Below are 26,991 nucleotides of genomic sequence, written 5' to 3'. Positions count from 1 at the left end.
GTCGATGCCGGCACCCTGCTTGTTGTGAGGGTGCCGGCATGTGCGGCTATCCGACGCCGAGGTACGCTTCCTTGACCGCCGGGTTGGCGAGCAGTTCCTTGCCGGTGCCCCTGTGCGTAATTGACCCGGTTTCAAGGACAAAAGCACGGTGTGCACGGGCGAGGGCCTGGTTGGCGTTTTGCTCCACCAGAAGCACCGTGGTGCCTTGGTTGTTGATCTCGGTGACAATCTTGAAGATCTGGCGGATGAACTGCGGAGCAAGCCCCATGGAAGGTTCGTCCAGAAGCAACAGCTTGGGATTGGACATCAGCGCCCGGCCGATCGCGAGCATCTGTTGTTCGCCACCGCTCATGGTGCCGCCAAACTGCTTGATACGCTCCTTCAACCGTGGAAACAGGTCGAAGACACGTTCCAAGTCTTCTGCCACCTTGGTCCGGTCCTTGCGGCCGTAGGAACCCATGTCAAGGTTCTCCTCCACCGTCATGCCAGGGAAGATTCCCCGCCCCTCCGGCGCTTGCGAAATACCTTGGACGACGCGGATGTGCGCCTTCATCCTGGTGATGTCCTGGCCGGCGAAGGTGATGGAGCCGGCCGAGGGAGCCAGCAATCCGGAGATGGTCCTCATGGTGGTGGTCTTGCCGGCACCATTGGCGCCGATGAGCGAGACGATTTCGCCCTCTTCCACGCTGAATGACATATCGGAAATTGCCTGGATCCGGCCGTAGTGGACGGATATGTTCTTCAGCTCAAGCAAGGTCATCTTCAGGCTCCCCGAGATAGGCGGAAATAACTTTCGGGTCATCGCGAATAATCTTGGGCAACGCATCCGCAATCTTTTTCCCGAACTCCAGGACCACAATCCGGTCGGTCACGCCCATCACCAACTTCATGTCGTGCTCAATCAGCAGAACCGTGTAGCCGTCGTCACGGATGGTCCGGATCAAGGCCATGAGTTCTTCTTTTTCCGCGGGATTGAACCCGGCGGCGGGCTCGTCCAGGCACAGGACCTTCGGGTCGGTAGCCAATGCCCGCGCGATTTCGAGGCGACGCTGATACCCATATGGAAGGTGCCGCGACAGGAAATGTGCGTGATCAGCGATGCCAACGAACTCAAGCAATGCCATGCCGCGTTCAATGGCGGTTTTCTCTTCCCGGACGTGGGTGGGCAGACGCAGGAGTGCCCCGCCCACACTCGTGCGGTGGCGGGCATCGAGACCAACAACGACGTTTTCCAAAGCTGTCATCTCGCCAAAAAGGCGGATGTTCTGGAATGTCCTCGCCAAGCCCCGCCTGGTGATCCGGTGCTGCGGCAACCCGTTGAGCAGTTGTCCTTCCAGCAAGACCTTTCCGGACGTCGGCTTGTACACCCCCGTCATGGCATTGAAACACGTGGTTTTGCCGGCACCGTTAGGGCCGATCAAACCGAGGATTTCGCCTCGGTTGATATCGAACGTGACATTGTCCAAAGCCGTCAGGCCACCGAATTTGATCGTCAGGTCTTGGACCTGGACCAAGGCTTCGCCCACTTTGGTGACGATGTCCCTTTCGGGGGCCACCTTCTCGGCGACCTCGAGGTCCACGCCTTGTTCCTTGAGTGCCTCTACATCAATATCCGGTTCGATCGCTTCGCTCACTTGTCAGCCCCCTTTCCCGGTTCCAGAACGACTTTGCCCGAAGCAGGAATGTCGCCCAGGGCGCCCTTGAGTTTGTTGTAAGCCAAGCGTCCGTATGCGAGGAGGCTCTGGCGTGCCGGGAGAAGGCCACCGGGGCGGAAAATCATGATGACAACCAGCGCCGCGCCGAAGATCAGATACTTGAACTCGGCAATCGCGGTGAAACGGAGTGGAATATATGCCACCAACGCGCCGCCAAGAATCGCCCCGACCTTGTTTCCAGTGCCACCCATGACAACAGCCGCGACGAACAAGATGGATGTGGCGATGTCAAACTTCTGGTTGTTCACAAAGCCCACTTGGCCGGCAAACAAGGCACCCGAGAGTCCGCCTACAGAAGCACCGATCGCAAACGCCCACACCTTGTACTTGAATGTGGGCACGCCCATGATTTCCGCGGCGTCTTCATCCTCGCGGATGGCAATCCACGCGCGCCCCACCCGGCTGCGCTCGAGGTTCCCGGCGGCCAGGAGGACGAGGATGATGATAGTCAGCGTAAGCCAGTACCAGGGGGTTCCGTTCGAGTTCTGGAAGATTGTTTGCCCGCTCGAATCCGTTCCCGGAGGGTGGCCAACGTTCTGGAAGCCAACCTGGCCTTTCATCGCCGGAATGATAGTGGCCAGGATGCGAACGATCTCACCGAAGCCGAGCGTGACGATAGCCAAGTAGTCGCCGCGGAGGCGAAGCGTAGGCACACCCAGGACCACGCCAAAGAACATGGCGACAGCCATCGCCAGCGGCAGCGTCCACAGGTAGGGAATGTGCACATACGGCGAATCCGGGCTGGTAAACATTGCAGCCGTGTAGGAACCCAGGGCAAAGAATGCCACATAGCCCAAGTCGAGGAGGCCCGCATAGCCGACCACCACGTTCAAGCCAACAGCCACCAGGGCATAAACAGACATTTGCGCGAGTGCGATTTGCCAATTGTTTCCCGGTTCCGTCGTGATCAACGGCGGATTGAGGATGGGAAGCAAATAGGCAATGACAACGACGACGATCAGGATCAGCCATTGTGTTTGGCGCGGGAGCGCATTCCATTTGTCGCTGAGCCCCGGGAACCAGCCTTTGCGGCGCCGCATCCTGGCTTCGCGGTCGGCAATCTCCTGTGCTGAGGCATCATCGGGAATAAGTGTGGGGCCGTCTGTTGTGCTCATGCCTTACTCTTTCCAAGCGAGCTACCCAAGACACCCTCGGGTCGCACAATCAATACCAACACCAGGACCACGAACGCGACAACGTCCGTCCATTGGGAACTCCCCAGGAGCACCTGGCCATAGTTGCCAATCAAACCGATCAGCAGGCCGCCCAGCAAAGCACCGCGCACATTGCCGATGCCTCCGAGGACGGCGGCGGCGAAGGCTTTGACGCCGAGGATGAATCCGCCGTTGTATTGCACGCCGGACGGGATCTTCATGACGTAGAACAAAGCAGCCGCTCCGGCCAAGATACCGCCGATGATAAAGGTGGTCACGATGATCTTTTCCTTGTTGACACCCATCAAGGTTGCGGTATCCGGGTCCTGTGCCACGGCACGGATGCCTCGGCCGGTCCGCGACCGCCTAATGAACTGATCGGTGGCGATCATGAGGATGATCGCGGCGATGACAATAACCACCTGCTGCGAATCGACGATGGTTCCGAAGACGTCGAAAATTGCGAGCGGCCGGAACATCGTCAGCGCAGCTTCCGGGCTCGGTCCGCGCCACCAGTAGATGGTGTACTGAATGGCGAAGGAAACACCGATGGCGGTAATCAGGAATGCCAGGCGAGGCGCCTTGCGCTGGCGCAAAGGTTTATAAGCCACCCGTTCCACGATCACTGCCATCAAGGCCGAGGCGATAATGGCGACGATGAGGGCGAGGACAAGGTTTCCCACGATGGCCCAGAAACCCAGCCGCGGAGCAGAGGGGCCGAAATTGAGGGCGCTGAGGGTAAAGAACACTCCGTAACAGCCCGTGATGAACACTTCGGAGTGGGCAAAGTTGATGAGGTTGAGAACGCCGTAGACGAGGGTATATCCGAGGGCAACCAAAGCGTAAATAGCCCCGAAGGTCAGCCCGTCAAAGGTGGAACTCCAGAAGTTCTGGGTAAATGAGTTTACGTCGAAGGTGATCCACGTGTCGTCCACGGGAACCGAGTGGAGCAGAGTGGGAATTACTTCACTGATCATGGCACTTCCTGATGTAATCAAAAGAAATGCTGGGGGTCGGCATGGATGCTAACCCCCAGCATTCATCTGGGCTCGGTGTTATTTTCCGATGACGCCGATGGGAACGATCTTGCCGTTCTCAACTTTGTAGCCGTAAACATCAGGCGTTGCCAGTTCGCCGGTTGAGTCCCACTTGTAGTGCTTCGACAGGCCATCTGCATCGTAGGACTTGACCCAGGAAAGGAGGTCCGCGCGGGACTGCTTGCCCTTGTCGATGCCCGAGAGCAGGACCGTGACGGCGTCGTAACCTTCAATGGAGTAGGTTCCGGGTTCCGCGTTGGCCAGTTTCTTGTACTCGCTCTCGAAGCTCGGGATCAGTTCGCCCGGGATGCAGGGGCAGGTGAAGTACGAGTTGGACGACGCATCGCCTGCCAGCTTGATGAACTGGTCATCCTTCACTCCATCCGGGCCCACGAAGGATCCGGTGAATCCCTTTGCGACCAGCTGCTGGTCGAAGGGTGCACCCTCTGCGTAGTAGCCGGCGTAGTAGACGGTGTCTGCCTTGGCGTTCATGATCTTGGAAATCACTGCCGAGAAGTCCTTCTGGCCAGTGACGACCTTGTCGGACCCCACCATCGCGGAGCCAAGAGCCTGGGACGTTGTGGTTCCCAGGCCGATGCCGTAGTCAGAGTCGTCCTGGACCAGGTAGACCTTCTTTGCCTGCAGCTTGTCCGTGAGGAACTTTGCTGCCGCCGGGCCCTGGACGGCGTCATTGCCGAGGGCGCGGAAGAAAGTGGTCCATCCGTTCTTGGTCAGGCTCGGGTTGGTAGCGGAAGGCGTGATGTGCACCAAGCCCTTCTGCTCGAAGATGTTGCCGGTGGCCTTGGACTCACCGGAGAACGGCAAGCCCACCACGCCGACGATGTCCGGCTCGGACACAATCTGCGTGACAGGGCCTGTGGCCTTGTTCGGATCGCCTTCAGTGTCGAATTTCTTGAACTGGACCTGGCAGCCGGGGTTCGCGGCGTTGTGCTGGTTGATGGCCAGTTGGATGCCGTTGAAAATGTTGATACCCAACTGGGCGTTGGGTCCAGTCTCGGCACCGGCATAAGCAATGGTTGTCGTGGACGGACATGTTCCCTTGCCATCGCCTGCAGGCAAAACAGCTCCGGCAGGAACGTCGACTTTGGAAATCGCAGGGATATTGATCCTGCCGCCACCACCCGAGGTTTCGGTGCCGCTAGGGGCGGTCTGGTTCGCACAGCCCGCCACCAGCATGCCAAGAGTGGCCGCTGCTGCGATCGCCGAAATGACTTTCTTCCTGTACATAAATAGCCTCCGCGGTGCGTCTGATTCGTGGTCATTCGCCCGAAGTCACTTTCACTTCGAACATGTTCCATGAGAGTACTACCAAATATGTGTCCTAGAACACATATACGCAGGTCAGGATCTAATAACGGTGGATCTCCGCGCTGCCCCGGACAGCTCTTCGGATGAACGCGGGGTTAAATTCTTGTCACGGCACAGCTTGGCGCAAAGAAGGGGCCGGCACGGCCCGCAATTCGCGCGCGTGCCCCAGGTGGGACTCGAACCCACAACACGCGGATTTTAAGTCCGCTGCCTCTGCCAATTGGGCTACTGGGGCGCCCGGATAATGGTAACCCAGCGCACTCCCCCTCCTTGACCTCCTAGAGCGCTTGGAACGGCGCGGCGTAGCGAAAGGTTCCGCCGGCGCCGTCGGGCCATGCTTTGAGACGCAACAGCTGGAAATGGTCTCCCCACCCGGCGTCGGGGGCCATCACACCAAGCGCGCGTGCGGGAAGAAACCCGAAGCGGGGATAGTATCCGGTGCTTCCCAGCAGGGCGATGCCCGGCTCGCCGGCATCTTCGGCCCGTCGGGCGGTTTCCCGCAAGAGCGCGGATCCGATGCCACGCCGCTGCAGGTGCGGCTGGACGCTGATGGGGCCCAGTCCCAAAAGCCGGAGCTCCCCGACCCAGCCGCGGGTACTGATGACGTGGCCCACGATCTCACCGGCGATCTCTGCCACGATGCTGAATTCCGGCAGGTACTCATCGCAGTCGAAGAGTTCCCGCAGCAGCCTTACTTCGGCCGGGACTCCTTCAACGGGCAACCCGGTGACCGGGCTAGTTGAAAAGGCGGCAGCCGTGAGCGCAAGCACGGACTCGCGGTCCGCCTCCCTCTCCGTTCGCAGCACCACACCTTGGCCCAGCAGTCGAAGCACTTCCATGGCGTGCCCTCGCTCGGCCGTTGGAACCAACAGGTGGTCGTGATGGAACCCGGCCAGGACGTTGCAACTGATCCCGGCTGCCGTGAGGGCGGAGCTGACGGCCGCGGTGAGCCCCACAGCGTCCAACGCAGAGTGGATTTGAAGAGTGATCCACGCCGCCACAAAGTCGTAGGACAGTCCCAGGCGTCCGGCTTCCTCGCGGTGCAGGACCACCGTGAGGCCTTCCGCTTCGCGGACAGCGGCTTCGATATTGCCCTCAAGCGGTTTGCCGTGCGGCCACAACGCGTACACGTAGTCACCGTCCCGAAGCACGGGATGCATGGATGTCAGGAGGGTCGTAAGATCGCTTTCGCCAGCCATGCTGCAAGTCTAGGACCCGCCGTCGCGGACCATAACGCCCCAGCCGCCGCGGACAGGAGCCGGGAGTAAAACGACGACGGCGGCCGCCTCCGCGTGGGAGACGGCCGCCGTCGGCGGGACTGCTTGGGTGCTGCTACTTGGCGTCGGCCGTGACCGGAGCCTTGGCTTCGGCGGGCTCAGCCGCCGGCGCGGGTGCGGCGGCCGGCTTGGGAGCCGGGGTTGCCGCGGCCACGAAGGCTCCACGCGGGTTGTCGAGGTCGAGCAGCTGGGTGGTGTCCCGGCCCATGGTCATGCCCAGGAGCCAGTTGAAGATCACGCGGACCTTGCGCTCACCGGTGGGGATGGCCAGGCCGTGGTAGCCGCGGTGGGCCAGCCAGGCGAGTCCGCCCTTGAGGCCGATACGGCCCAGAAGGTTGATGTTGGCAACGCCCTTCCATTCGCCGAAGCCGGCAACCGCACCGAGGTTCTTGTGCTTGTAGTCGCCCATGGGCTTGTCCCAGCGGGATGCCCACAGGTTCTTGGCGAGGCGCTTGGCCTGGCGCAGTGCGTGCTGGGCGTTCGGGACGCAGGTGCCGTCCGGCAGGCCGCTGCCCGTGAGGTCCGGAACGGCAGCGATATCGCCAGCGGCCCAGGCGTTGTCGATGATGCCTTCGTCGCCCGCAATGCGGAGGTCCGGAAGGACACGGACACGTCCGCGCGGCTCGAGCGGGAAGTCGGTGGAACGGATCATCGGGTTGGCCTGCACGCCTGCAGTCCACACGAGGGTGTCGGCTTCGAACTCCTGGGCAGGGGTCTTGTCCGGCAGGTTGATGAGCTTGAGGCTACCCTCTGCGTTGTCCAGGGAGGTGTTGAGCAGGACCTCGATGCCGCGGCTGCGCAGGTGTTCAACAACCCACTCGGCCTGGGCTGCGGTGACCTCGGGCATGATGCGGCCCATGGCTTCGACCAGAACGAAGCGGACTTCTTCCTGGCGGATGCGCGAGTTGTTCTTGACGGCGGCGCGGGCGAGGTCTTCCATCTCGGTGATGCACTCAATACCGGCGAAACCGCCACCCACGACAACGAAGGTCAGGGCTTTGGCGCGCTCGGCGGCGTCCGTCATGGTGGAGGCGACCTCGATGCGCTCAAGGACCTTGTTTCGCAGGGCGACCGCTTCTTCGATGGTCTTCAGGCCAATGCCTTCGTCCGCGAGTCCCTTGATGGGGAAGGTGCGGGTAATGGCGCCGGCGGCAACCACGACGTCGAAGTAGGGGATCTCGAAAGGCTCTCCACCGTCGGCCGGAGCAACAACGGCGGTGCGGTTCTTGTGGTCGATGCTGGTAACGCGGCCCTGGATGAGTTCCGTCTGCTTGAGGTGCTGGCGGTGCGAGACGACGGCGTGGCGTGCCTCGATGTTGCCGCCGGCCACCTCGGGGAGGAAGGGCTGGTAGGTCATGTAGGGAAGGGGATCAACGACGGTGACGATTCCGCCGGCGTTCGCGATCTTCTTCTGCAGCTTGAGTGCTACGTACAGGCCGACGTATCCGCCGCCGACAACGAGAACACGGGGACGGTCAATGAGCTCAGGGGTGGTTGCCATAACAATAGAGTACAGCACCTTGTGAAAATCTTCACTAACTATTTCCCCGAAGCTACGCACGGGCGTCGGAGGCTATTTCGGGCCGCTCGGTTCCACGATGTCCACCACGCCGGTAGCGGGCTCGTCGGGCAGTTCCGGGGAGGTCCGGTAGGCACGCCTTAATTGCACGGAGGCGCCCGCAACGATCGCCACGAAAAGCGAACCAAAGCCGATGACCACAGCCGCAGGAATCGCCGTGTCGGATTGCGAGGGTGCCTTGGCCGCCGGAACTGTGGGATCGGCCAAGGTGGCCGCGGGGATGCTCGGTTTTGACGTTGGCTGAGGTGTAGGGCTGCTGAGGTCCCCGCGCCGATGGACCCGGATCCAGTCCGCAATGGATCCCAGCGGATTGCTCGTCACCTCGGGCACATCGGCTTTCAGGGCCGCCTCGGCGTTGAGGATGCCGTAGCCGTAGATGGGGTCCTTGCCGGGCGCCCCTGCATCCTCGGCCGTGGACACGATCCTGTTGATGACCTGATTGGCGCTCATATCCGGCCATTTCGAGCGGATGAGGGCCGCGACGCCGGAGACAATCGGCGCCGAGCCGGACGTGCCCGCCCAATCTTCATAGCTCCCCCCGGGCAGGCCACCCACCAGCTTTTCCGCGGGTGCCGAGACGCCGATGCTGATTCCCTGCGAGGAAGCGTCGACGCTGGCCGCGCGGTTCCGGTCGAGTCCTGCCACGGTCAGTACGCCCGGAATCGTGGCGGGCGCGCCCACCTGGACATTTCCACCGATCCGGTTCCCCGCCGCGGCGACGATCACCACGTCCTTTTGTTCGGCATAGAGGAACGCCGCGTCCCAGCTTTGGGGCCAATCAGGGGAGGTGCTGCCGAGGGAAATATTGATGACCTTGGCGCCGTTGTCCACTGCCCATCGGACAGCTGCGGGGATCTGTTCCTGGTCCGTCTTGCCCGCGGGATTCGGCGAACCGAGCCAGGCGGAAACAGCCAAGATCTGGGCCTCGGGGGCGACGCCGACGATTCCGTCGGGGCCGACACTGGAACCGGGCGAGGGAGACGACGCCGGCGACGGAGGCCCTGACGGGCTGGGCGAAGCGTGTCCACGCCCTGCCAGGAGCGTGGCCACGAGGGTCCCGTGCTCAGGCTTGGCCCCGATACTCTTCTGTCCGTTCGGATCTCCCGCACCCGATGCGTCGGTTCCCCCGACTACCACGCCCTTGAGGTCAGGGTGTTGCCCGTCCACCCCGCTGTCGATGATGGCCACTTTCACCCCCGCGCCCTTGGACACCTGCCAGGCTGCGGAAATGCCGTACTCGTTGAGCCAGTATTCCTTGTCCCGCCAAGAGTCGGCGAACGCCGAAGGCGCAGTCAGCAGGGCCCCTGCAAGGCTTCCCCCGGCCAGCATGGCGGCCAGGGCGGCCGATGCTGTCCGGCGGCGCCAACCGTGTGGCAACGTCATCAGCGAATACCCACCATTAACGAATACTCAGAATACTCAGCGCGATGCCGTCGAGGATATCGTGCTCGCTGGAGGTGGCAGCAGTGATGGAGCCCCCTCCGAGCTCAGCCAAGCGCTGGAGGATTCGGCGCCAGACGAGGGCTCCGGCTCCGATGACGTCAACGCGCCCCGGATGCATGTAGGGCAGCCGGGCACGCTCTTCGCGGCTCATTTCCAACAGGCTTGTGGCGGCGTCGCTGATGGTCTCCAGGTCCAGGCTGGCACCGTGGATGAGTGCGGGATCGTACTCGTTCAAGCCCAGGGCATGTGCCGTGATGGTGGTGATGGAGCCGGCAACTCCCACGACGGCGGTGGCCCGCTCCAGCGGGACCGTACGGGCTACGAGGTCAATGGCTGCGTCGACGTCGGCTTCCGCTGCGGCGATCTGCTCCGGCGTCGGAGGATCGCTGCGGAGGTGCCGTTCGGTCAGCCGCACGCAGCCGATGTCGACGGATTTGGCGGCAATCACGCCGTCGGAGTCTCCGAGGACGAACTCGGTGCTCCCGCCGCCAAGGTCCACCACAAGCACCGGGTCCTTGCCGCGCGAAGGCAGCACGCTGCTTGCACCGGCGAAGGAAAGGGCTGCTTCTTCGTCGCCGGAAATGACCTCGGGTTCGACGCCGAGCAGTTCACGGATCCCGTCAACAAAGACGTCCCGGTTGCGGGCGTCGCGGCTGGCAGAGGTCGCCACGAAACGGACGCCCCGGGCACCATGATGGCGGATCAGCCCGGCGTAGTCGGCGGTTGCCGCGAAGGTGCGTTCGAGCGCCTCGGGGGCAAGTTCGCCTGTAGCGTCTACACCCTGGCCGAGGCGCACCACGCGCATCTCGCGGACAACGTCCCGCAAGGGAGACCCTGCGTCAGCGCCGTTGGAATCCGCGATCAGGAGGCGAATCGAATTGGTGCCGCAATCGATGGCAGCTACCCGGTTCATACGTTGAGCTCCCCTGCGGCTGGCTCTCCCGATGGCTCTGTTGCGTGGGAGGACTTGGATTTGCGGACGGGGGCGGGACGGCCCACGATGTCCGGCAAGCCCTGCGGTCCGTGGCGGCTGAGGTCCCTGGACGGGGCCTCCCCCGCACTGTCCCACGCGCCGTCGCAATAGCAGCGGTCCGCGGTCCACCATTCGCTGATCGCCTCGATGGCCTCGTCGCCGAGCGGATTGATCCCGGGACCGGCTGCCAGGGACTGGCCGACCAGCACGTGCAGGCATTTGACGCGGGTGGGCATGCCGCCGGCCGACACTCCGGCGATCTCTGGAACATCCCCTGTACCGGCACGTCCGGCTATCTCGTCACGCGCCCGGAGATAGGCTTCGTGGGCGGTCCTGTAAGCCGCAGCCAAAGGCTCGTCAGCCGTGAGCCGCTCGTTCATCTCATTCATGAGCCCGCCGGCTTCCAACCGCGACACGGCAGCGGTGATGACGGGGTGCGTCAAGTAGAACGCCGTGGGAAACGGGGTGCCGTTGCTCAAGCGCGGAGCGGTTGCAGCGACCAGCGGGTTGCCGCAGACGCAGCGCGCCGGGATTTCGACGACGTCGCGCACCGGCCGTCCGAGCTGGCGGCTGAGGATTTCGAGATCATGTGCTGATGGCTTGCGGGATTCCTGCGATGCAGGTGCCGAGTTGTCTTCCACTGGCGCTGCCATCCTTCCTGCCCTTTTTGGCCGCTCCCATCAGGGCGCGACGGCGGCGGGCACCGCGTCTAGTCTGTTGCCGAGCGCCTGATGGATTCCCACAGGCCGTCCACCCATGGCAGGTTGGACGGGCTTCCGGAAGCTCCTGAACTGGTGCTCCCACCCGGCGTGCCGGCGGGAACATCTCCACCAAACACCCAGTAGCCAGCTTCACCCGGCATAACCATGTTAATGCGGTCCCGGGCTTGTTGTTTCACGTAGTTCGGGTCCTGCCACCGTGTGATCTGCTTCTGGAGGCTGGCCTGCTCGGCCTGTTTGCTCGCGATGTCGGCTTCCAGGCCGGAGATTTCCGCCTTTTTCTCCAACCAGATCTTGACCGTCGGCGCGAGCATGATGGTGATCGCTATCATCACCACGGCCAGGGCAAGCATGCGGCCGGAGAACGCCTTCGCGGGCACGGGTCGCGCGCTGTGGTCCTTCTCGGGGTGGGCGGAGCCCGCACCCGACGTTTTGTTGGATGCCTTGCCGACAACCGGGGTGTTGCCCGGCCCGCCCGGAAGCGAACGTCCCGATTTCGCGGCAGAACCAGTCTTGGAGCCAGGCTGGCCCTTGCTTTGGGTGCTGCCTTCGGCTTTGGAATTGGACGGCGCCCTGGACCCGACTTGAACTTGGGTCTCTTGCTGGGCGGTTGCCTTGCGGGACTCGCCGAAGTCGGCACGGATGACATGGCCGCCGTCGGGGTTCTTTTGGGGCGAGCGGCCCAGGGCATCTGCCCGTGGGACCTTGGGGCGGCGGGTGGCCATGACACTCCTGTAATGCCTGGTGCTTGCCTGGCGGGTTGCTGCGCGTTGCGTGCCTCACGGAGCCTGCGGTTTGCCCGAAGTGCTCGCACATTTCGTTAAACAGAACCGGTGGCTATGGTCTTTCCACCATAGCCACCGGTCAGCTGTTTCAGCGGATACTAGCCCTTGAAACGCGGGAAGGCGCTGCGGCCGGCGTAGCGAGCAGCGTCGTCGAGTTCCTCTTCGATGCGCAGGAGCTGGTTGTACTTGGCGACGCGCTCGGAGCGGGCCGGGGCACCGGTCTTGATCTGGCCCGCGTTGGTGGCAACGGCGATGTCAGCAATGGTGGTGTCCTCGGTTTCGCCGGAGCGGTGCGAGGTGATGGTGGTGTAACCGGCGCGCTGGGCCAGGGAAACGGCGTCCAGGGTTTCGGTCAGGGAACCGATCTGGTTGACCTTGACGAGCAGGGAGTTGGCAGTGGCGGCGTCGATGCCCTGCTGCAGGCGGACCGGGTTGGTGACGAAGAGGTCGTCGCCAACCAGCTGGACCTTGTCGCCGATCGTCTCGGTGAGGGTCTTCCAGCCTTCCCAGTCGTTTTCGTCCAGCGGGTCTTCAATCGAGACCAGCGGGTAGTCTGCGACGAGTTCGGCATAGTAGGCGCTCATCTCGGTGGCCGAGAGTGCCTTGCCTTCGAACTGGTAGGCGCCGTCCTTGTAGAACTCGGAGGAGGCGACGTCCAGCGCGAGGGCGATGTCCTTGCCCGGGGTGTAGCCGGCGTTCTTGATGGCTTCCTCGATCAGGTCCAGTGCGGCGCGGTTGGACGGCAGGTTCGGCGCGAAGCCGCCTTCGTCGCCGAGACCGGTGGAGAGGCCCTTGGCCTGCAGGACGGACTTGAGGTTGTGGTAGACCTCAACGCCCCAGCGCAGGCCTTCGGAGAAGGTCTCGGCGCCGATGGGGGCGATCATGAATTCCTGGATGTCGACGTCGGAGTCGGCGTGGGAGCCACCGTTGAGGATGTTCATCAGCGGGACGGGCAGGACGTGGGCGTTCGGGCCGCCCAGGTACTTGTACAGCGGCAGGTCCGCGGAGGCGGCGGCTGCGTTGGCTACGGCGAGGGAAACACCGAGGATGGCGTTCGCGCCGAGCTTGCCCTTGTTCGGGGTGCCGTCGAGGTCGATCATGGCCTGGTCGATGCTGCGCTGGTCCGTGGCGTCGAAGCCGATCAGGGCCGGGGCGATTTCGTCGATGACCGCGTCAACGGCCTTCTGGACGCCCTTGCCGAGGTAACGGCCCTTGTCGCCGTCGCGCAGTTCAACGGCTTCGTGCTCGCCGGTGGAAGCACCGGAGGGAACTGCCGCGCGGCCGATCTGGCCATCGGAAAGCAGAACTTCAACTTCTACTGTCGGGTTTCCGCGGGAATCAAGGATCTCGCGGGCGTGGATGGCATCGATAAGCGCCATGGACTGCTCCTTATGGTGAAGCGATTTACTGGGAATCTTGAGGGAAATTCTCGACGTCCTCGTCGCCACTAGCCTAGTCGAGACAGGCCAACGTTACGGAACAGCGTCGGGCTCCTCACGTTTTGTGGCTTCGCCGTCCCGCCCCTGGTAGCGGCGGACGGCACCGCGCAAGGCCCTTTCGGCGTCGAAACCCTTCTCCCGCGAGCCCGCGACGACGGCAAGCAGCAAGTCTCCAAGCGCAGCTTCGGAGTCGGGAACCTCCACCGCCGCGACTGGACGGCTGCTGCGTTCCGGGCCGCCCGAGCGCTCCGCGCGCTCGGCACGGTCAAGCGACTTTTGCGCGAGCGCGAGGGCAGGAAGGTGGGGTGGAATGCCTTCGAAGGGATCCGAACGCCCGGGTTTTTCGGCCTTCTTCACGGCATCCCACTTTTCGACGATCTCCTCCACGGTGGCCGGGAAGGAATCCTGCAAGGATCCGTCCGGCTTGAAGACATGCGGATTGCGCCGCACCATCTTCTCTGTGATGGTGCGGGCGACGTCGTCGAAGGTGAACTGTCCTTGCTCCTCGGCGAGCCGGGCGTGGAGTACCACTTGAAGCAGCACGTCGCCCAGCTCGCCGCGGAGTTCGTCGGCAGTATCGGAACCGGACGCACCGGCTTCGATCGAATCGACCACTTCGTACGCTTCCTCGATCAGGTACTCGACGAGCGATTCGTGGGTCAACGCACCCATCCACGGACAGTGCTCTCGCAAAGAGGCAATTCTCCCCAGCAGCTCCCCAACCTCGCAAGCTCGGCCGGGGACCCCGGCTGCCGTGGGCCCACCGAGCACTGTCATGGGACTTTCAGAGGCTGCGCCTGCGGGAGTTTGTTTAGCCAAGGTTGGCGTAGGCGTCGTTGATGTACTCCACCAACGCTTCTTTTTCGTCCAACGGCAGGAACGAGGACTCGGCAGCGTTGAGGGTCAGTTCGAGGAGGTCGTCGAGGTCGTAGTCGAAGGTCTCCACGAGAAGCTCGAATTCATCGGTCAGCGTCACGCCGCTCATGAGCCGGTTGTCCGTGTTGATGGTGACGTTGAAGCCCAGCTGGTACAGCATGTCCAGCGGGTGGTTCTCGATGCCTTCGCCGAAGTTCGCGATTGCGCCGGTCTGCAGGTTGGACGAGGGGCAGATCTCCAGCGCGATTCCGCGGTCGCGGACCCAGCCGGCCACCTCACCCAAGGTGACCATGCCAACGGTGTCCTCGGCGTCGTCGTCGGCTTCTTCGCCCTCGGCATCTTCGAATTCAACGGTGATGTCCTCGGCGATGCGCACGCCGTGGCCCAAGCGCAGGGCACGGCCGTCCACGAGGGCGGACTGGATGCTGTCCAGGCCCGCGGCTTCGCCGGCGTGGACGGTAGCCGGAAAATTGTGCTCGGCCAGGTAGGTGAAGGCGTCCTTGAAACGGGAAGGCAGGAAGCCGTCTTCGGCTCCGGCGATGTCGAAGCCGACAGCACCGTTGTAGCGGTGTCGTACGGCGAGTTCGGCAATTTCCTGGCCGCGGTCCGCGTGCCGCATCGCCGTGATGAGCTGGCCCACCTGGATCTGGCGGCCGGACTCCTCAACGGCGTCGACGCCGGCGTCGAGCCCTTCCTGGACCGCGTCCACAACCTCGTCGAGGGTGAGGCCCTTCTGCAGGTGCTGTTCAGGTGCCCAACGGATCTCGCCGTAGACGACGCCGTCGTCAGCCAGGTCCTCAACGAACTCCTTGGCGACGCGCGCCAGGCCTTCCTTGGTCTGCATGACAGCGATCGTGTGGTCGAAGGTTTCGAGGTATCGGACCAAAGAACCGGAGTCCGCGGACTCACGGAACCACTGGCCCAGCGCTACGGGATCCGTGGAAGGCAGGGTGTGGCCGACGGCCTCCGCCAGCTCGATGATGGTGGCCGGGCGCAGTCCCCCGTCCAAGTGGTCGTGAAGGGAAACCTTCGGCAGGCTCTTCAGGTCGAAGTCAAGGGCAGGGGCGGCATCAACAATGGGCTCAGTCACCACTCAACTCTAGGGGGACGGAAGAAGCTTAGCCAGCAGGGTTTGAGCGGTCGACGCCGGCCGTCGCGTTAACCGCGGTGGCTGCGTCGGCTGCGGCTGCTTCCGCGGAAGCTGCTTCCCTCTTCTCGCCGTCCTTCTTTTCGAGGTGCTTGTGCCACCAACGCAAGGTGTGGTCCACAATGACGCCGAGCACCACGGCGAATGCCACGGCAATCCCGACGCCCAGGAGCGGGTTGTTGTGCACCCAGTGGCCGGCAAGGGATCCAACGCCGATCGAATAGCCTACCCAGGTGAAGCAGGCGAAGGCATCCAGCCAGAAGAAGGTCTTGTGTCGGAATCCAGTCTGTCCGGCGACGTAGTTCACCGCCACACGGCCCCAGGGTATGTACCGGGCGGTGAAGATAAGGACTGCGCCGCGCTTGTCCAGCTCGTAGTGTGCCCAGGCGAACATCTTCTGGACCTTCGGCTTGCGCATCCATTTCCAGCGGTCCAAGCCGATCTTGCGGCCCAGCATGTAGGCCGTGTTGTCGCCGGCCATAGCACCGACCAAGGCCGTAGCGCCGAGGAGCCACAGATTGGGCTCGCCCCGGTGCATTGCCAAAGCCGAGAGCCCGACAATCGCGGTCTCACTGGGAAGGATCGTGGCAAAGCCGTCGATGAAAAAGAAAACCAGGAGCACCGGGTAGATCCACGGTTGCCCGGCGGCATGCTCGAGCATGTGGTTCATGAATTCCACGCAGGCATTGCTCCTCAAGGAAAGTCACACGGTTGCGTGACACAGATCGCTATCCAGTGTCCCACGGCCGGAGCGTCGTTCGCTACGCCCCAGCCGCGGAGAACACAATTTAAGGCTAGCTCCAAAGGTGGAATGGAAGCATCCCCCCGTGGAGGGATCTTCCGGAGCCAAGCGGGTCATACTCAAGGAGGAGATCCGCCACCTTGGCTCCGCCTCGCTATATGACGGGTTCCTCTTCGGGCTCTCCGGTTTCTTCGTCCTCTTCGGTGGCGGGCGTGGCACCGCGGACTTTGCTGATGACCCGGTCCACGATGATTCCCAGGATGACGGCCGCGATGATCGCGATGATCGCTCCGAGCAGGTGGTTGTGTTCGAACCACTGGCCGAAGAACAAACCGATGGCCACCGAGTAGCTGGCCCACAGAACGGCAGACATAGCCGTGAGTGCCACGAACATGCCGTGCGAGAAATGGGTTGCACCGGCTGTGAGGTTGACCGCCACCCGGCCGATGGGGATGAACCGGGCCACCATGATCAGAGACGCTGCCCGGCGTCGAAGTTCCCGCCCAGCCCAACGGAAGGCGCCCTGCATCCTTTGGGAACGCATCCACCGCCAGCGTCGAACACCTATCTTGCGGCCGATCAAGTAGGCGATGTTGTCTCCCGTGAAAGCCCCGAGGGCGCCCACGAGGATCAGCAGCCATGCGTTAGGTACCCCTGCGGTCGCGGAGACGGCCGCGAGTCCCACCACCACCGACTCGCTGGGAATGGGCGGGAAGAATCCGTCGATCACGCAGCAGGCAAGCACGAGAAGCAAAACCCAGGGCTGCCCGGCTGCCGCGAGGATGAAGTCGTTGATGGCTTGCACGGTCTTCCTAACGAATGGCCGCAGGGATTGTCTCCCGGGCATCCCAAAAATGCCCGGGAGACCAGCCTAGGAGATCCGGTCGATGATGAGCCGCTGCGCAGGCCGTGAGCCTTCCGGCGCGATGAGTACGGCTCCTTCCAAGGCTTCCTTGGCCCTTTCGAACTTCTCCGGGGTGTCGGTCAGGAGGGTCATGAGTGGCTCCCCCGCCCGGACCAAGGCACCCGGTTTGGCGTGCATCCGCACCCCTGCACCGGCCTGGACGACGTCCTCCTTCCGGGCACGTCCGGCGCCGAGACGCCACGCCGCCACGCCCACGGACAAAGCGTCGAGCTCCACCAGGACGCCGTCGGCCGGCGCCGGGATGATCTCGGATTCCTTGGCCACCGGCAGTGCGGCACGCGGATCGCCCCCTTGGGCTTCGATCATGCGGTTCCAGACGTCCATCGCGCGGCCGTCCTTGAGGGCGGCCGCGGGGTCGGCGTCGTGCACTCCGGCGCAGGCAAGCATCTCCTCGGCGAGCCTGATGGTCAGCTCGACGACGTCTTCCGGGCCGCCGCCCGCAAGCACCTCCACCGATTCCTCCACCTCGATGGCATTGCCCGCAGTCAAGCCCAGCGGGGTGCCCATGTTGGTCAGGAGGGCCACCGTATTGACGCCCGCGTCCTTGCCCAGGGCCACCATGGTTTCGGCCAGCTCGCGGGCACGGGCTTCATCCTTCATGAACGCGCCGGAACCCACCTTCACGTCGAGCACAAGGGACCCCGTGCCCTCGGCGATCTTCTTGCTCATGATGGACGAGGCAATCAGGGGAATGGCTTCCACCGTGCCCGTGACGTCGCGCAGGGCATAGAGCTTCTTGTCCGCTGGCGCCAAACCCGTGCCGGCGGCGCAGATGACGGCACCAACGTCCTGCAGCTGGGCCAGGATTTCCTCGTTGCTCAGGTTCGCCCGCCAACCTGGGATTGCTTCGAGCTTGTCGAGGGTGCCTCCCGTGTGGCCCAGTCCCCTGCCGGAAAGCTGGGGAACCGCCACTCCAAAGACCGCCACCAACGGCGCCAGCGGAAGCGTGATTTTGTCCCCGACACCCCCGGTGGAGTGTTTGTCCGTGGTGGCTTTCATGCCGCCGTCGGGACGCCGGAGGCTGGAGAAGTCCATCCGCTCGCCCGAGGCGATCATCGCCTCGGTCCAGCGTGAGATTTCGGCGCGGTCCATCCCGTTGAGCAGGATCGCCATGTTCAGGGCCGCCATCTGCTCGTCGGCAATGACGCCGCGGGTGTAGGCATCGATGGTCCAGTCAATCTGTTCCGGGCTCAGGGTGCCCTTGTCCCGCTTGATGCTGATGATCTGGACGGCATCAAACGCTTCAGTCTGTGTCACCGGTTCTCCTCCAGGTTGTCGGGACCGAAGGCATCCGGCAGCACTTGGTCCATGGTCTTGATGCCTTGCGTTGTCATGAGTTGCATGCCGGGTGCCCGGAATTCATACAGCAATTGCCTGCAACGGCCACACGGCATGAGGACATTGCCCTTGGCGTCGACGCAATAGAACGCCCGTAATCTGCCGCCGCCACCCATATGGAGGTCTCCCACCAAGGCGCACTCGGCGCACAATGTGAGTCCGTAGCTGGCGTTCTCGACGTTGCAGCCGCTGACGATCCGCCCGTCCTCGGTGAGGGCAGCGGCCCCCACCGGGAACTTCGAATACGGAGCGTAGGCCTTCCCCATGGCGGCGACCGCGGCGGCCTCGAGGGCCGCCCAGTCCACTTCGGTATCCGTGACCGCCACGGTCAGCCCTTGACGTACGGTATGCCGCTAGCCGCCGGCGGCCGGGACCTGCCCACCAATCCAGCGACGGCGAAGACCGTCAAGGCGTAAGGCAGCATGGCCATGAACTGGCTCGGCACGGGCGATCCGATGATGGTGATGACGCTCTGGAGGTTGTCCGCGAAACCGAAAAGCAACGCGGCCAGGAAGGCGCCGATCGGGTTCCAGCGCCCGAAGATCAGCGCCGCCAGGGCGATGTACCCGCGGCCCCCGGACATGTCCTTGCTGAACGCGTCCACGGATACCAGTGTGAAGAACGAGCCGCCAATGCCCGCGATCGCACCGCCCATGAGGACGTTCCAGAAACGGGTCCGGTTGACGTTGATGCCCACGGTGTCGGCCGCCTGCGGGTGCTCGCCGACGGCCCGCACGCGCAGTCCCCACTTCGTGTGGAACAAGCCGAGGTAGACCACGATCACGGCGATGTACATCAAATAGCCCACGAGGGACTGGTGGAACAGGATGGGGCCGATGACGGGGATATCGGACAGGAAGGGAATGTCCACCGGAGGCAAGCGCCCAGGCTTGTTGAGCCCATCCGGGTCGGCCGTCAGCAGCGTCGAGAAGAGGAAGCTCGTCAGTCCACTGATGAGGACGTTGAGAACGACGCCGACGATGATCTGGTTGACGAGGTACTTGATGCTGACCACGGCCAGGACCAAGGAAACCAGCGCTCCGGCGACGGCGGCCGCGACCAGCCCGGCGTAGACATTGTGCGTCACCGTGGCAACAACGGCCGCGGAAAACGCTCCCAGGAGGAGCTGCCCTTCAATGGCAATGTTGACCACACCGACGCGTTCGCACAGGACGCCGGAAAGGGATCCGAAGACCAGGGGCACGGCCAAGGTTACGGATCCTGCGATCAGTCCGGCGAGGGAGATCGACGGCTCATCGCCGTTTCCGCCGGCCACGATCCAGACCATGAACCCGATGAGGAACACTGCGGCAAACGTACCGCCCACCCAGCGGGGCGTGGCCTTCTTCGCCTGGGTGAGGTACACCGTGTAGCCGGCCAGGCCCAGGAGAATCACCGAAGCGATCCAGCCAATGGCCGCGGAAGGAAGCGTGATCTTGGAAACCTTCGCCACTCCCAGCGCGGCCAGGCCGAGGACCACCACGGCGGCGACGGTGGACGGGGGCAACCAACCCGGTACCGTTCCTGAACCCGACACTGCGCCTGAACCTGATGCCAGGCCCGAACGACGGCGGACGAACCACAGGTATCCGAGTGCGACGGAAAGCAGGAGGGCGAGGACGAACGTGACCAACGCGGCAACACTCGAGGCGGCTTCATTGGCCGCCTCGGCAATGCCGAAGCCTGCCGATTTCGAATTGGACATGAACCCGAAAAGCACGGTTCCCAGGATTGCGAGCAGGGATAGCCCGATTCCGGCCTTCCAGCTCACCAGTTCGGTGGCAGCCGTTTTTCCGGGGCTCGCCGGGGCGCTACCGGCGGGTGTGCCACCGCCGGGCTGAGTTGTGGTGGTGCTCATGCTGTTGCAGCTCCGCTCTCGATTTTTCCGGAGGGGATGGTTCCGGAGCCGGGGCCGCCAGTGGCCTTCTTCTTTTTCCGCGGGTTCAGTCCGAAGATCGCGCGCACCAGCGGCGGTGCCGCAATGAAGAGGACGATCAAGGACTGGATGACCAAAACGATGTCGATGGGGGTCTGGGTCTCAGCCTGCATCGCGACGCCTCCCGCACGGAACGCGCCGAACAGAAGCCCTGCGAAGAAGGTTCCCCACGGCGTCGAACGCCCCAGCAAGGCGACGGTAATGGCATCGAATCCGATGGAGGCCGCGACGCCTCCGGAGAGGTATTTCTCCGTTCCGGATACCTGCGCAATGCCGGCCAGGCCTGCAAGCGCCCCCGCAATCGCCATCACGAGGATCACGGCGCGGGGAACGTTGATTCCAGCGGTGCGTGCCGCGCTCTGGTTGGCGCCCACGGCCCGGAATTCAAAGCCGAGCGTGGAGCGCTTCAGGAGCCACCAGACGAAAACCGTTGCCAGCACTGCCAGGAGGAAGCCGGCATGGAGCCTGAACTGCGGCCCGAGCAACTCCGGGAACAGTGCCGACTGGTCCAGGAAGGGCGAGATCGGGTTGGTCGAACCCTTGCGCTGGAATGCAGGGGTGGTCAGGAGGAACAGGAGCAGGAAGTTCGCGATGTAGTTCAGCATGATGGTCACGATGACCTCATGCGCACCGGTCCGGGCCTTGAGGAGGCCGACGACGCCGCCCCACACCGCGCCGCCGATGAATCCGGCAACGATCACGAGCAGCAAGTGAACCAGGAACGGCAAGTGCCAAGTGAATCCCACGTAGGCGCCGAACAGGGCGCCAAAGATGATTTGGCCTTGCGCACCGATGTTGAACAGTCCCGCACGGAAGGCCAAGGCCACGCCAAGTCCTGCCAGGATCAGCGGCGTGGACACCGTCAGGGTTTCAGTGATCGGGTACAGCTGGGCTGCGGCGTCGGCCCCGGCCCAGTTGAATATCGAACCCTGGACGAGTGCCACATAGGGCCTGAAGACCTCGGTGAGCATGTCCCCCGGCTGCGCGAAGAAGTAGCCTGCCGTTTCAGCCACTTTGGGGTTGGTCACGGCCATCAGGATTCCGCCGAGCACAATCGCGAGGAACACGGACAACACCGAGACCATGGCGTTTCCGGTCACGATCTGCCGGAAGACCGAGCCACCGGGGGCGTGCGGGATCTGTCCGCCTTGGCTGGTAGCCGGGATGACTGACGGGGCCATTGCACCGTCTGCCGTGTCCAGCGCGACATCGAGGACGACGTCGTCATTCAAAGTTTCCGGGCGCTCCGGCTCGACCTCGTTTTCCTGTCGAGGGGTGTTGGACTCAGACATGTGTTCCTCCCTCGAGGGTCTTGTGCGCAGTCAGTTCTGCTTCGTGTTCCGGAACGCCTGCCATCATCAAGCCCAGCACATCGCGGGAGGTACCGGCGGGAACGATCCCGACGAGTTTTCCGCGGTAGAGAACGGCGATCCTGTCAGCGAGTTCGAGCACTTCATCGAGCTCTGTGGACACGATCATCACGGGAGTACCGTTGTCCCGTTCGGCAATGACCCGTTTGTGCACGAATTCGATGGATCCGACGTCGAGGCCGCGGGTGGGCTGCGATGCGATGAAGAGCCTCAGTGGCCTGGATAGCTCCCTTGCGAGGACCACTTTTTGCTGGTTGCCGCCGGAGAGCGTACCCACCGCGACGTCGATCGACGGCGTCCGCACATCGAACTCTTCGACCTTTTTCTCCGCGTGGGAAGCAATCAAGGCCGGTTTCATGCCGATGCCTTGGGCAAAAGGCGCTTTGTCGTACAGGTCCAGGATCATGTTCTCGGAAATCGAGAACGTGCCTACCAGGCCGTCGATCTTGCGGTCCTCGGGGACGAACCCGACGCCGGCGGATAGGACCTGCTTGACGGTCTTGCCGAGCAGTTCGACGTCGTCGAGGACGATGGACCCGGTGACGTGGGGCTGGACGCCGAGGATGGCTTCCGTGAGCTCCGTCTGGCCGTTGCCTTGGACACCGGCGATGGCAAGCACTTCACCCTTGGCGATGTCGAAGCTCAGCCCGTCCACGACATGCTGGCCGTTGTGGTCGACAACCGTCAGGTCCCGGACCTTGAAGGTTGCCTCGCCCGGTTGGGCGGGTTTCTTTTCCAGGGTCAGGCTGACCGCCCGGCCCACCATCGCCGAAGCGAGTTCCGTCGGGGACGCGGAAGGATCAGCCGAGCCCACCACTTTGCCCCGCCGGATCACCGTGATGATGTCCGAAATTTCCTTGACCTCACGCAGTTTGTGGGAGATGAAGACAATTGATTTTCCTGCGGCCTTGAGCTGCCGGATAATGTCCAGGAGTTCGTCAGTTTCCTGCGGAGTGAGAACCGCGGTCGGTTCGTCGAGAATCAGGACTTCGGCGTCGCGCACGAGCGCCTTGATAATCTCGACCCGCTGCTGCACGCCCACGGGAAGGTCTTCCACGAGGGCATCGGGGTCCACGTGGAATCCGTACTGCTTGGAAATCTCGGAGATCTTGCGGCGGGTTTCGTCCAGGTTCAGGAAACCGGCCGCTTTGGTGGCTTCGTTTCCCAATGCGACGTTTTCGGCGACGGTGAATACCGGAATCAGCATGAAGTGCTGGTGGACCATTCCGATCCCTGCCGCCATGGCATCGCCGGGACCCTTGAAAACGACCGGCTTTCCGTCGACCAGGATTTCGCCGTCACTGGGGTCGTAGAGTCCGTAAAGGACATTCATCAGGGTGGATTTACCGGCGCCGTTTTCGCCTAAGAGGCAATGGACTTGGCCCGGCTCAACCACGAGATCGATGTGGTCATTGGCTACGAGGGATCCGAAGCGCTTCGTGATCCCTTTCAGTTCGAGTTTCAAAACTCCAACCCATCTATAAAGGATGGCTCCTCGTCATCACCGTGCTCCCAGCATAGTGCTCGGCAAAGGAGTGTCGAAGAGCAAATTGAAGGCAACGCAGAACGCGCTGCCCTTCTGCCAAAACTCGGCTGAAGGGCAGCGCGACGCGGTTTAGCCCGGATGATTACTTGGGGCTGGACTTCGATTCGACCTTGACTGCGCCGGAGATGATGTCCTTCTTCAACTGGTCAAGATCGCTCTTCATGTCGGCCGGCACTGCGGAGTCGAGGTCGTGGAACGGGGCAAGCGCCACGCCCCCGTTGTCGAGCGTGCCAACGTAGGGGCTGGGGTCGAACTTGCCGTCCTTGTCGGCCTTGATGACCGTTTCGACGGCGGTCGCCATGGTCTTCTGGACCGAGGTCAGGATGACCGACTTGTAGGCGGGTGCGGTCAGGTAGCCGTCCGAGTCGACCCAGATCAGCTTTGCGTCCGTGCCCTTTGCCTTGGCGTCAAGGATGGCGCTTCCGGCGCCCGCTCCAACCGGACCAGCGACGGGAAGGACCACGTCGGCTCCCTGGTCCAGGAATCCCTGGGTGAGGACCTTGCCCTTGTCGACCTGCTTGAAGTCGCCGACGAACGTTCCGTCCTGCTTGTCCTTGTCCCAGCCAAGCAACTGGACGGACTTGCCCTTCTTCTGGTTGTAGTACTTCACTCCGTCAGAGAAGCCGTCCATGAAGATGCTCACGGTGGGGATATTGAGACCACCGAAGGTGGCAACCTTGCCCGTCTTGGACGTGCCGGCGGCGAGGTACCCGGCCAGGAAGGCGGCCTGGGCCGTGTCATAGACGATCGGCTTGACGTTCTTCGGGAAGGTGGGGTCCGAGTAGTCGATGATGGCGAAGTGGCTGTTCGGGTTCGCCGTCGCAATGTTCTTCGTGGCGTCGCCCAGGAGGAAGCCGACCGTAACCGTCAGCTTGCAGCCTTGCTGGACCATGGAACGAAGGTTGGGGTCGTAGTCCGTGTCGGCCTTGGACTGGACGTGCTTCTCCTGGATGCTCAGGTCCTTGGCTGCCGCCTGAAGGCCCTCGAAGCCTGACTGGTTGAACGACTTGTCATCGAAGCCGCCGGAGTCGGACACCATGCATGCGGTGTAGTCCGACTTGGTGGCGCTGCCCGAGCTCGAAGCAGACGGTGCGCTACCGCAGCCTGCCAGCAAAAGTGCAGCGGCGCCCGCAGTTGCGACGCCCGCAAATGAACCGCGCTTTAGTGTGGCACGCAGTGATTGCTTCAATTTTCCTCCAGGAAGAAAGTGATTGATGCTACGACAGTTGGTCAATGAGTGTCCGTTTCGAAAACTCGAGTCTGAAATTCTGTTTTCACTGATGCTTCGCAGCACTGCGCCTAGGGCGCACTGATGGCACAACTTTAGTGGGATTGAACACACCCGGGTAACACAAAAGCCCAACAACCCGAAGATTGTTGAGCTTTTGTTACCAAGCAGTAGTGGTACTCCCAGCCAACGGTTCTAGGATGCCCGTTCCCAAGCGCGCGAACTGGCAGCAGATGACCCAAAAATCGCCTTTTGCGGGCATCTGCCGCCAGTTCGCGCCGGGAATCCCTCAGGACAGGCGGACCAGCATCTTGCCGGTGTTGGCTCCGTCCAGGAGGTCGATGAAGGCCTGCGGCGCGTTTTCGAGCCCGTCGACGATCGTCTCGTCGTAGCGGACCGTTCCGTCGGCCAGCCATCCGGCCATCTTCCCGGCGAACTCGGCGGCGTGCTGGCGCTGGCCGCCTACGAGGAAGCCACGCAGGGTCAATTGCTTTCCGATAGCCACGGCCAGGTTGCGCGGGCCCGGTGTGGGCTCTGTGGAGTTGTATTGCGAAATGGCGCCGCACATTGCTACGCGTCCGCCCACAGTGAGGACTGCGAGGGCAGCCTCGAGGTGTTCGCCGCCAACGTTGTCGAAGTAGACATCGATGCCCCGCTCCCCCGCCGCCTCATGGAGTTGCTTCGCCACCGGTCCGTCATGGTAGTCGAAGGCCACGTCGAAGCCGAGTTCAAGCAAGCGCGCCACCTTCTCCGGGGAACCGGCGCTGCCGATCACCTTGGAGGCGCCCATGGCTTTGGCGATCTGGCCGACAATCGAGCCTACTGCGCCTGCGGCACCGGAAACGAAGACGACGTCCCCGGCTTTGAACTCGGCCACCTTGAGCAGTCCGGCGTACGCGGTCAGGCCTGTCATGCCGAGCGCCCCGAGGAATGCCGACGTCGGTGCCAGGCCGGCCGGAACCGGCGTCGCGCTTGCCGCATCCACCACGGAATATTCGCGCCAGCCGAGCGGGTGCACGACGACGTCGCCCACCTTGAGCGTCTCGGAACGGGACGCGATCACCTCACCCACCGCACCGCCGTCGAGCGCTGCGTCGAGCCGGAAAGGTGCCGAATAGGACTTCGCGTCGTTCATGCGGCCGCGCATGTAGGGGTCGACCGACATGAACTCGTTGCGGACCAGGACCTGGCCGTCCTGAAGCTCCGGCAGATCGCTCTCCGCCAGGCGGAAGTTTTCCTTGACAGGGCGTCCTTGCGGGCGGGATGCCAGCCGGATTTCGCGGGTGCTCTTGGGAAGTACCGTGCTCATGCCGCCACCTCCACAAGCTTGATGTCGACGGCGATGTTCCCGCGGGTCGCGTTGGAGTAGGGGCAGATCTGGTGGGCCTTGGCCACGAGTTGCTCCGCTGTTTCCCGGTCGAGGGCGGGCAGCGCGATCTCGAGTTCGGCGGCGAGCCCATACCCTTCGCGGTCCTCCAGGGCACCGAAGTGGATCTTGGCGGCCACAGCGGAATCACTGAGATCCACGCGGGCCTTGCGTCCCACCATCCTGAGCGCCGAGTGGAAGCATGCCGCGTATCCGGCGGCGAAGAGTTGCTCAGGGTTGGTGCCTTGGCCACTCCCGCCCAGTTCCACCGGGCTGGCGAGAGCGACGTCCAGCTTGCCGTCATTGGTGCGTGCGTTGCCTTCGCGGCCTTCACCGGAGGCAAGCGCCTCGGCTACGTACAGAGTCTTCACTGTGGTTCCTTTTCCTTCTATGGGATGGACGATCAGATGGCTGAGTGGAGGGCGGCCGTAAGCCGGCCCAAGGTGTCGTGAAGCTGAGCAAGCTCGGCGGCGCTCAAGCCCGCGGCGTCGGCGAGCCGTTGCGGAACAGCCCCGGCCCGGGCGCTGAGGTCCCGCCCGGCATCGCTCAGGTGGATTTCGACGCGGCGCTCGTCCTCGGCTGAACGCCGGCGCTCCACGAGGCCCAAAGCTTCAAGCCTCTTGAGCAGCGGCGACAGGGTTCCCGAATCGAGTCCCAGCTCAGCACCCAGTTCCCGGACGCTTCGAGGCTCGTTCTCCCAGAGCACCAGCATCACGAGATACTGCGGATACGTCAGTCCAAGCTCGTCCAGCACCGGCCGGTAGACCGCCGTGGCGGCCTTCGAGGCGGAGTAGAGCGCGAAACAGACCTGGCGGTCGAGGCGGGGGGCTTCACTCATGGGAATAACGATAGCTCACAATTAAATTGTGCACAATTCAATTGACTCCAGTGCGACGCTCGCTCACAAACAAGCCCACCCCCGGCAACCCCCGCTCACAAACAAGCCCAAACGACAGGATCCTCCTGCAGATAATCCGCAGGAGGATCCCCGGCCTTTCAACCAAGAGTGAGCGAGCGTCCACCGATCGACCCACGTTAGTGAGCGAGCGTCCACCGATCGACCCACG

The 26,991-nt window shown here is 63.1% G+C and carries 25 protein-coding genes and 1 tRNA gene; all 26 read right to left on the bottom strand.

Features of this window, described 5'->3' with window-relative positions; all coding sequences use genetic code 11:
* Positions 1 to 46: 46 nt before the first annotated feature.
* Positions 47 to 760 (bottom strand): ABC transporter ATP-binding protein, encoded by a 714-nt coding sequence (locus tag QRN52_RS09425; protein WP_284752467.1) that lies wholly within the window; start codon positions 758 to 760, stop codon positions 47 to 49.
* Positions 747 to 1,634, bottom strand: coding sequence for an ABC transporter ATP-binding protein (locus tag QRN52_RS09420; protein WP_284752466.1), 888 nt, complete (start codon positions 1,632 to 1,634; stop codon positions 747 to 749). Before QRN52_RS09420 ends, QRN52_RS09425 begins: the two co-directional genes overlap by 14 nt.
* On the bottom strand, positions 1,631 to 2,830 hold the full coding sequence (locus tag QRN52_RS09415; protein ID WP_284752465.1) for a branched-chain amino acid ABC transporter permease: 1,200 nt from the start codon (positions 2,828 to 2,830) through the stop codon (positions 1,631 to 1,633). Before QRN52_RS09415 ends, QRN52_RS09420 begins: the two co-directional genes overlap by 4 nt.
* Positions 2,827 to 3,846 (bottom strand): branched-chain amino acid ABC transporter permease, encoded by a 1,020-nt coding sequence (locus QRN52_RS09410; RefSeq protein ID WP_284752464.1) that lies wholly within the window; start codon positions 3,844 to 3,846, stop codon positions 2,827 to 2,829. Before QRN52_RS09410 ends, QRN52_RS09415 begins: the two co-directional genes overlap by 4 nt.
* Positions 3,847 to 3,924: 78 nt before the next feature.
* Entirely contained in the window at positions 3,925 to 5,154 is a 1,230-nt protein-coding gene (locus QRN52_RS09405) for a branched-chain amino acid ABC transporter substrate-binding protein (protein ID WP_284752463.1), read from the bottom strand.
* 242 nt (positions 5,155 to 5,396) lie between these two features.
* Positions 5,397 to 5,470 (bottom strand) — tRNA-Leu (locus QRN52_RS09400).
* Positions 5,471 to 5,513: 43 nt separating this feature from the next.
* On the bottom strand, positions 5,514 to 6,434 hold the full coding sequence (locus QRN52_RS09395; RefSeq protein WP_284752462.1) for an N-acetyltransferase: 921 nt from the start codon (positions 6,432 to 6,434) through the stop codon (positions 5,514 to 5,516).
* A gap of 133 nt (positions 6,435 to 6,567) precedes the next feature.
* Positions 6,568 to 8,013: an NAD(P)/FAD-dependent oxidoreductase gene (locus tag QRN52_RS09390; RefSeq protein ID WP_284752461.1), complete on the bottom strand. Its 1,446-nt coding sequence runs from the start codon at positions 8,011 to 8,013 to the stop codon at positions 6,568 to 6,570.
* Positions 8,014 to 8,085: 72 nt separating this feature from the next.
* On the bottom strand, positions 8,086 to 9,474 hold the full coding sequence (locus QRN52_RS09385) for a S8 family serine peptidase (protein ID WP_284752460.1): 1,389 nt from the start codon (positions 9,472 to 9,474) through the stop codon (positions 8,086 to 8,088).
* A gap of 16 nt (positions 9,475 to 9,490) precedes the next feature.
* Complete coding sequence (locus QRN52_RS09380) at positions 9,491 to 10,447, bottom strand: Ppx/GppA phosphatase family protein (RefSeq protein ID WP_284752459.1); 957 nt, start codon at positions 10,445 to 10,447, stop codon at positions 9,491 to 9,493.
* Positions 10,444 to 11,160, bottom strand: coding sequence for a DUF501 domain-containing protein (locus tag QRN52_RS09375; RefSeq protein ID WP_502869704.1), 717 nt, complete (start codon positions 11,158 to 11,160; stop codon positions 10,444 to 10,446). Before QRN52_RS09375 ends, QRN52_RS09380 begins: the two co-directional genes overlap by 4 nt.
* Before the next feature lie 56 nt (positions 11,161 to 11,216).
* The gene (locus tag QRN52_RS09370) at positions 11,217 to 11,951 is read right to left on the bottom strand and encodes an FtsB family cell division protein (RefSeq protein ID WP_284752458.1); all 735 of its coding nucleotides are present in this window, start codon (positions 11,949 to 11,951) and stop codon (positions 11,217 to 11,219) included.
* A 158-nt stretch (positions 11,952 to 12,109) separates the two neighbouring features.
* Complete coding sequence (gene eno, locus QRN52_RS09365) at positions 12,110 to 13,390, bottom strand: phosphopyruvate hydratase (protein WP_284752457.1); 1,281 nt, start codon at positions 13,388 to 13,390, stop codon at positions 12,110 to 12,112.
* 93 nt (positions 13,391 to 13,483) lie between these two features.
* Positions 13,484 to 14,122 (bottom strand): MazG nucleotide pyrophosphohydrolase domain-containing protein, encoded by a 639-nt coding sequence (locus tag QRN52_RS09360; RefSeq protein ID WP_284752456.1) that lies wholly within the window; start codon positions 14,120 to 14,122, stop codon positions 13,484 to 13,486.
* A 139-nt stretch (positions 14,123 to 14,261) separates the two neighbouring features.
* Positions 14,262 to 15,416, bottom strand: a complete 1,155-nt coding sequence (locus tag QRN52_RS09355; protein ID WP_284752455.1) for an adenosine deaminase — start codon at positions 15,414 to 15,416, stop codon at positions 14,262 to 14,264.
* Between the two features lie 28 nt (positions 15,417 to 15,444).
* Complete coding sequence (locus QRN52_RS09350) at positions 15,445 to 16,134, bottom strand: DedA family protein (RefSeq protein WP_284752567.1); 690 nt, start codon at positions 16,132 to 16,134, stop codon at positions 15,445 to 15,447.
* Positions 16,135 to 16,369: 235 nt separating this feature from the next.
* Entirely contained in the window at positions 16,370 to 17,020 is a 651-nt protein-coding gene (locus tag QRN52_RS09345) for a DedA family protein (RefSeq protein ID WP_284752454.1), read from the bottom strand.
* Positions 17,021 to 17,086: 66 nt separating this feature from the next.
* The gene (locus QRN52_RS09340; RefSeq protein ID WP_284752453.1) at positions 17,087 to 18,397 is read right to left on the bottom strand and encodes a thymidine phosphorylase; all 1,311 of its coding nucleotides are present in this window, start codon (positions 18,395 to 18,397) and stop codon (positions 17,087 to 17,089) included.
* Positions 18,394 to 18,804, bottom strand: a complete 411-nt coding sequence (locus QRN52_RS09335; protein WP_269993192.1) for a cytidine deaminase — start codon at positions 18,802 to 18,804, stop codon at positions 18,394 to 18,396. Before QRN52_RS09335 ends, QRN52_RS09340 begins: the two co-directional genes overlap by 4 nt.
* A 2-nt stretch (positions 18,805 to 18,806) precedes the next feature.
* Entirely contained in the window at positions 18,807 to 20,336 is a 1,530-nt protein-coding gene (locus QRN52_RS09330; RefSeq protein WP_284752452.1) for an ABC transporter permease, read from the bottom strand.
* Positions 20,333 to 21,706 (bottom strand): ABC transporter permease, encoded by a 1,374-nt coding sequence (locus QRN52_RS09325; protein ID WP_502869703.1) that lies wholly within the window; start codon positions 21,704 to 21,706, stop codon positions 20,333 to 20,335. The genes QRN52_RS09330 and QRN52_RS09325 overlap by 4 nt, the downstream gene beginning before the upstream one ends.
* Positions 21,699 to 23,249: an ABC transporter ATP-binding protein gene (locus QRN52_RS09320; RefSeq protein ID WP_284752451.1), complete on the bottom strand. Its 1,551-nt coding sequence runs from the start codon at positions 23,247 to 23,249 to the stop codon at positions 21,699 to 21,701. Before QRN52_RS09320 ends, QRN52_RS09325 begins: the two co-directional genes overlap by 8 nt.
* A gap of 163 nt (positions 23,250 to 23,412) precedes the next feature.
* A complete protein-coding gene (locus QRN52_RS09315; RefSeq protein WP_284752450.1) occupies positions 23,413 to 24,519 on the bottom strand; it encodes a BMP family lipoprotein in 1,107 nt (368 codons plus the stop codon).
* A 328-nt stretch (positions 24,520 to 24,847) separates the two neighbouring features.
* The gene (locus tag QRN52_RS09310; RefSeq protein ID WP_284752449.1) at positions 24,848 to 25,867 is read right to left on the bottom strand and encodes an NADP-dependent oxidoreductase; all 1,020 of its coding nucleotides are present in this window, start codon (positions 25,865 to 25,867) and stop codon (positions 24,848 to 24,850) included.
* On the bottom strand, positions 25,864 to 26,295 hold the full coding sequence (locus tag QRN52_RS09305) for an organic hydroperoxide resistance protein (RefSeq protein ID WP_284752448.1): 432 nt from the start codon (positions 26,293 to 26,295) through the stop codon (positions 25,864 to 25,866). Before QRN52_RS09305 ends, QRN52_RS09310 begins: the two co-directional genes overlap by 4 nt.
* A 32-nt stretch (positions 26,296 to 26,327) precedes the next feature.
* Entirely contained in the window at positions 26,328 to 26,762 is a 435-nt protein-coding gene (locus QRN52_RS09300; protein ID WP_284752447.1) for a MarR family winged helix-turn-helix transcriptional regulator, read from the bottom strand.
* Between the last annotated feature and the right edge of the window lie 229 nt (positions 26,763 to 26,991).

The organism is Arthrobacter sp. efr-133-R2A-120, from assembly GCF_030209835.1.
Lineage (GTDB): Bacteria > Actinomycetota > Actinomycetes > Actinomycetales > Micrococcaceae > Arthrobacter.
Note: the sequence above shows the minus strand (reverse complement) of the source record. Positions and strands in the feature narration are given on the sequence as shown.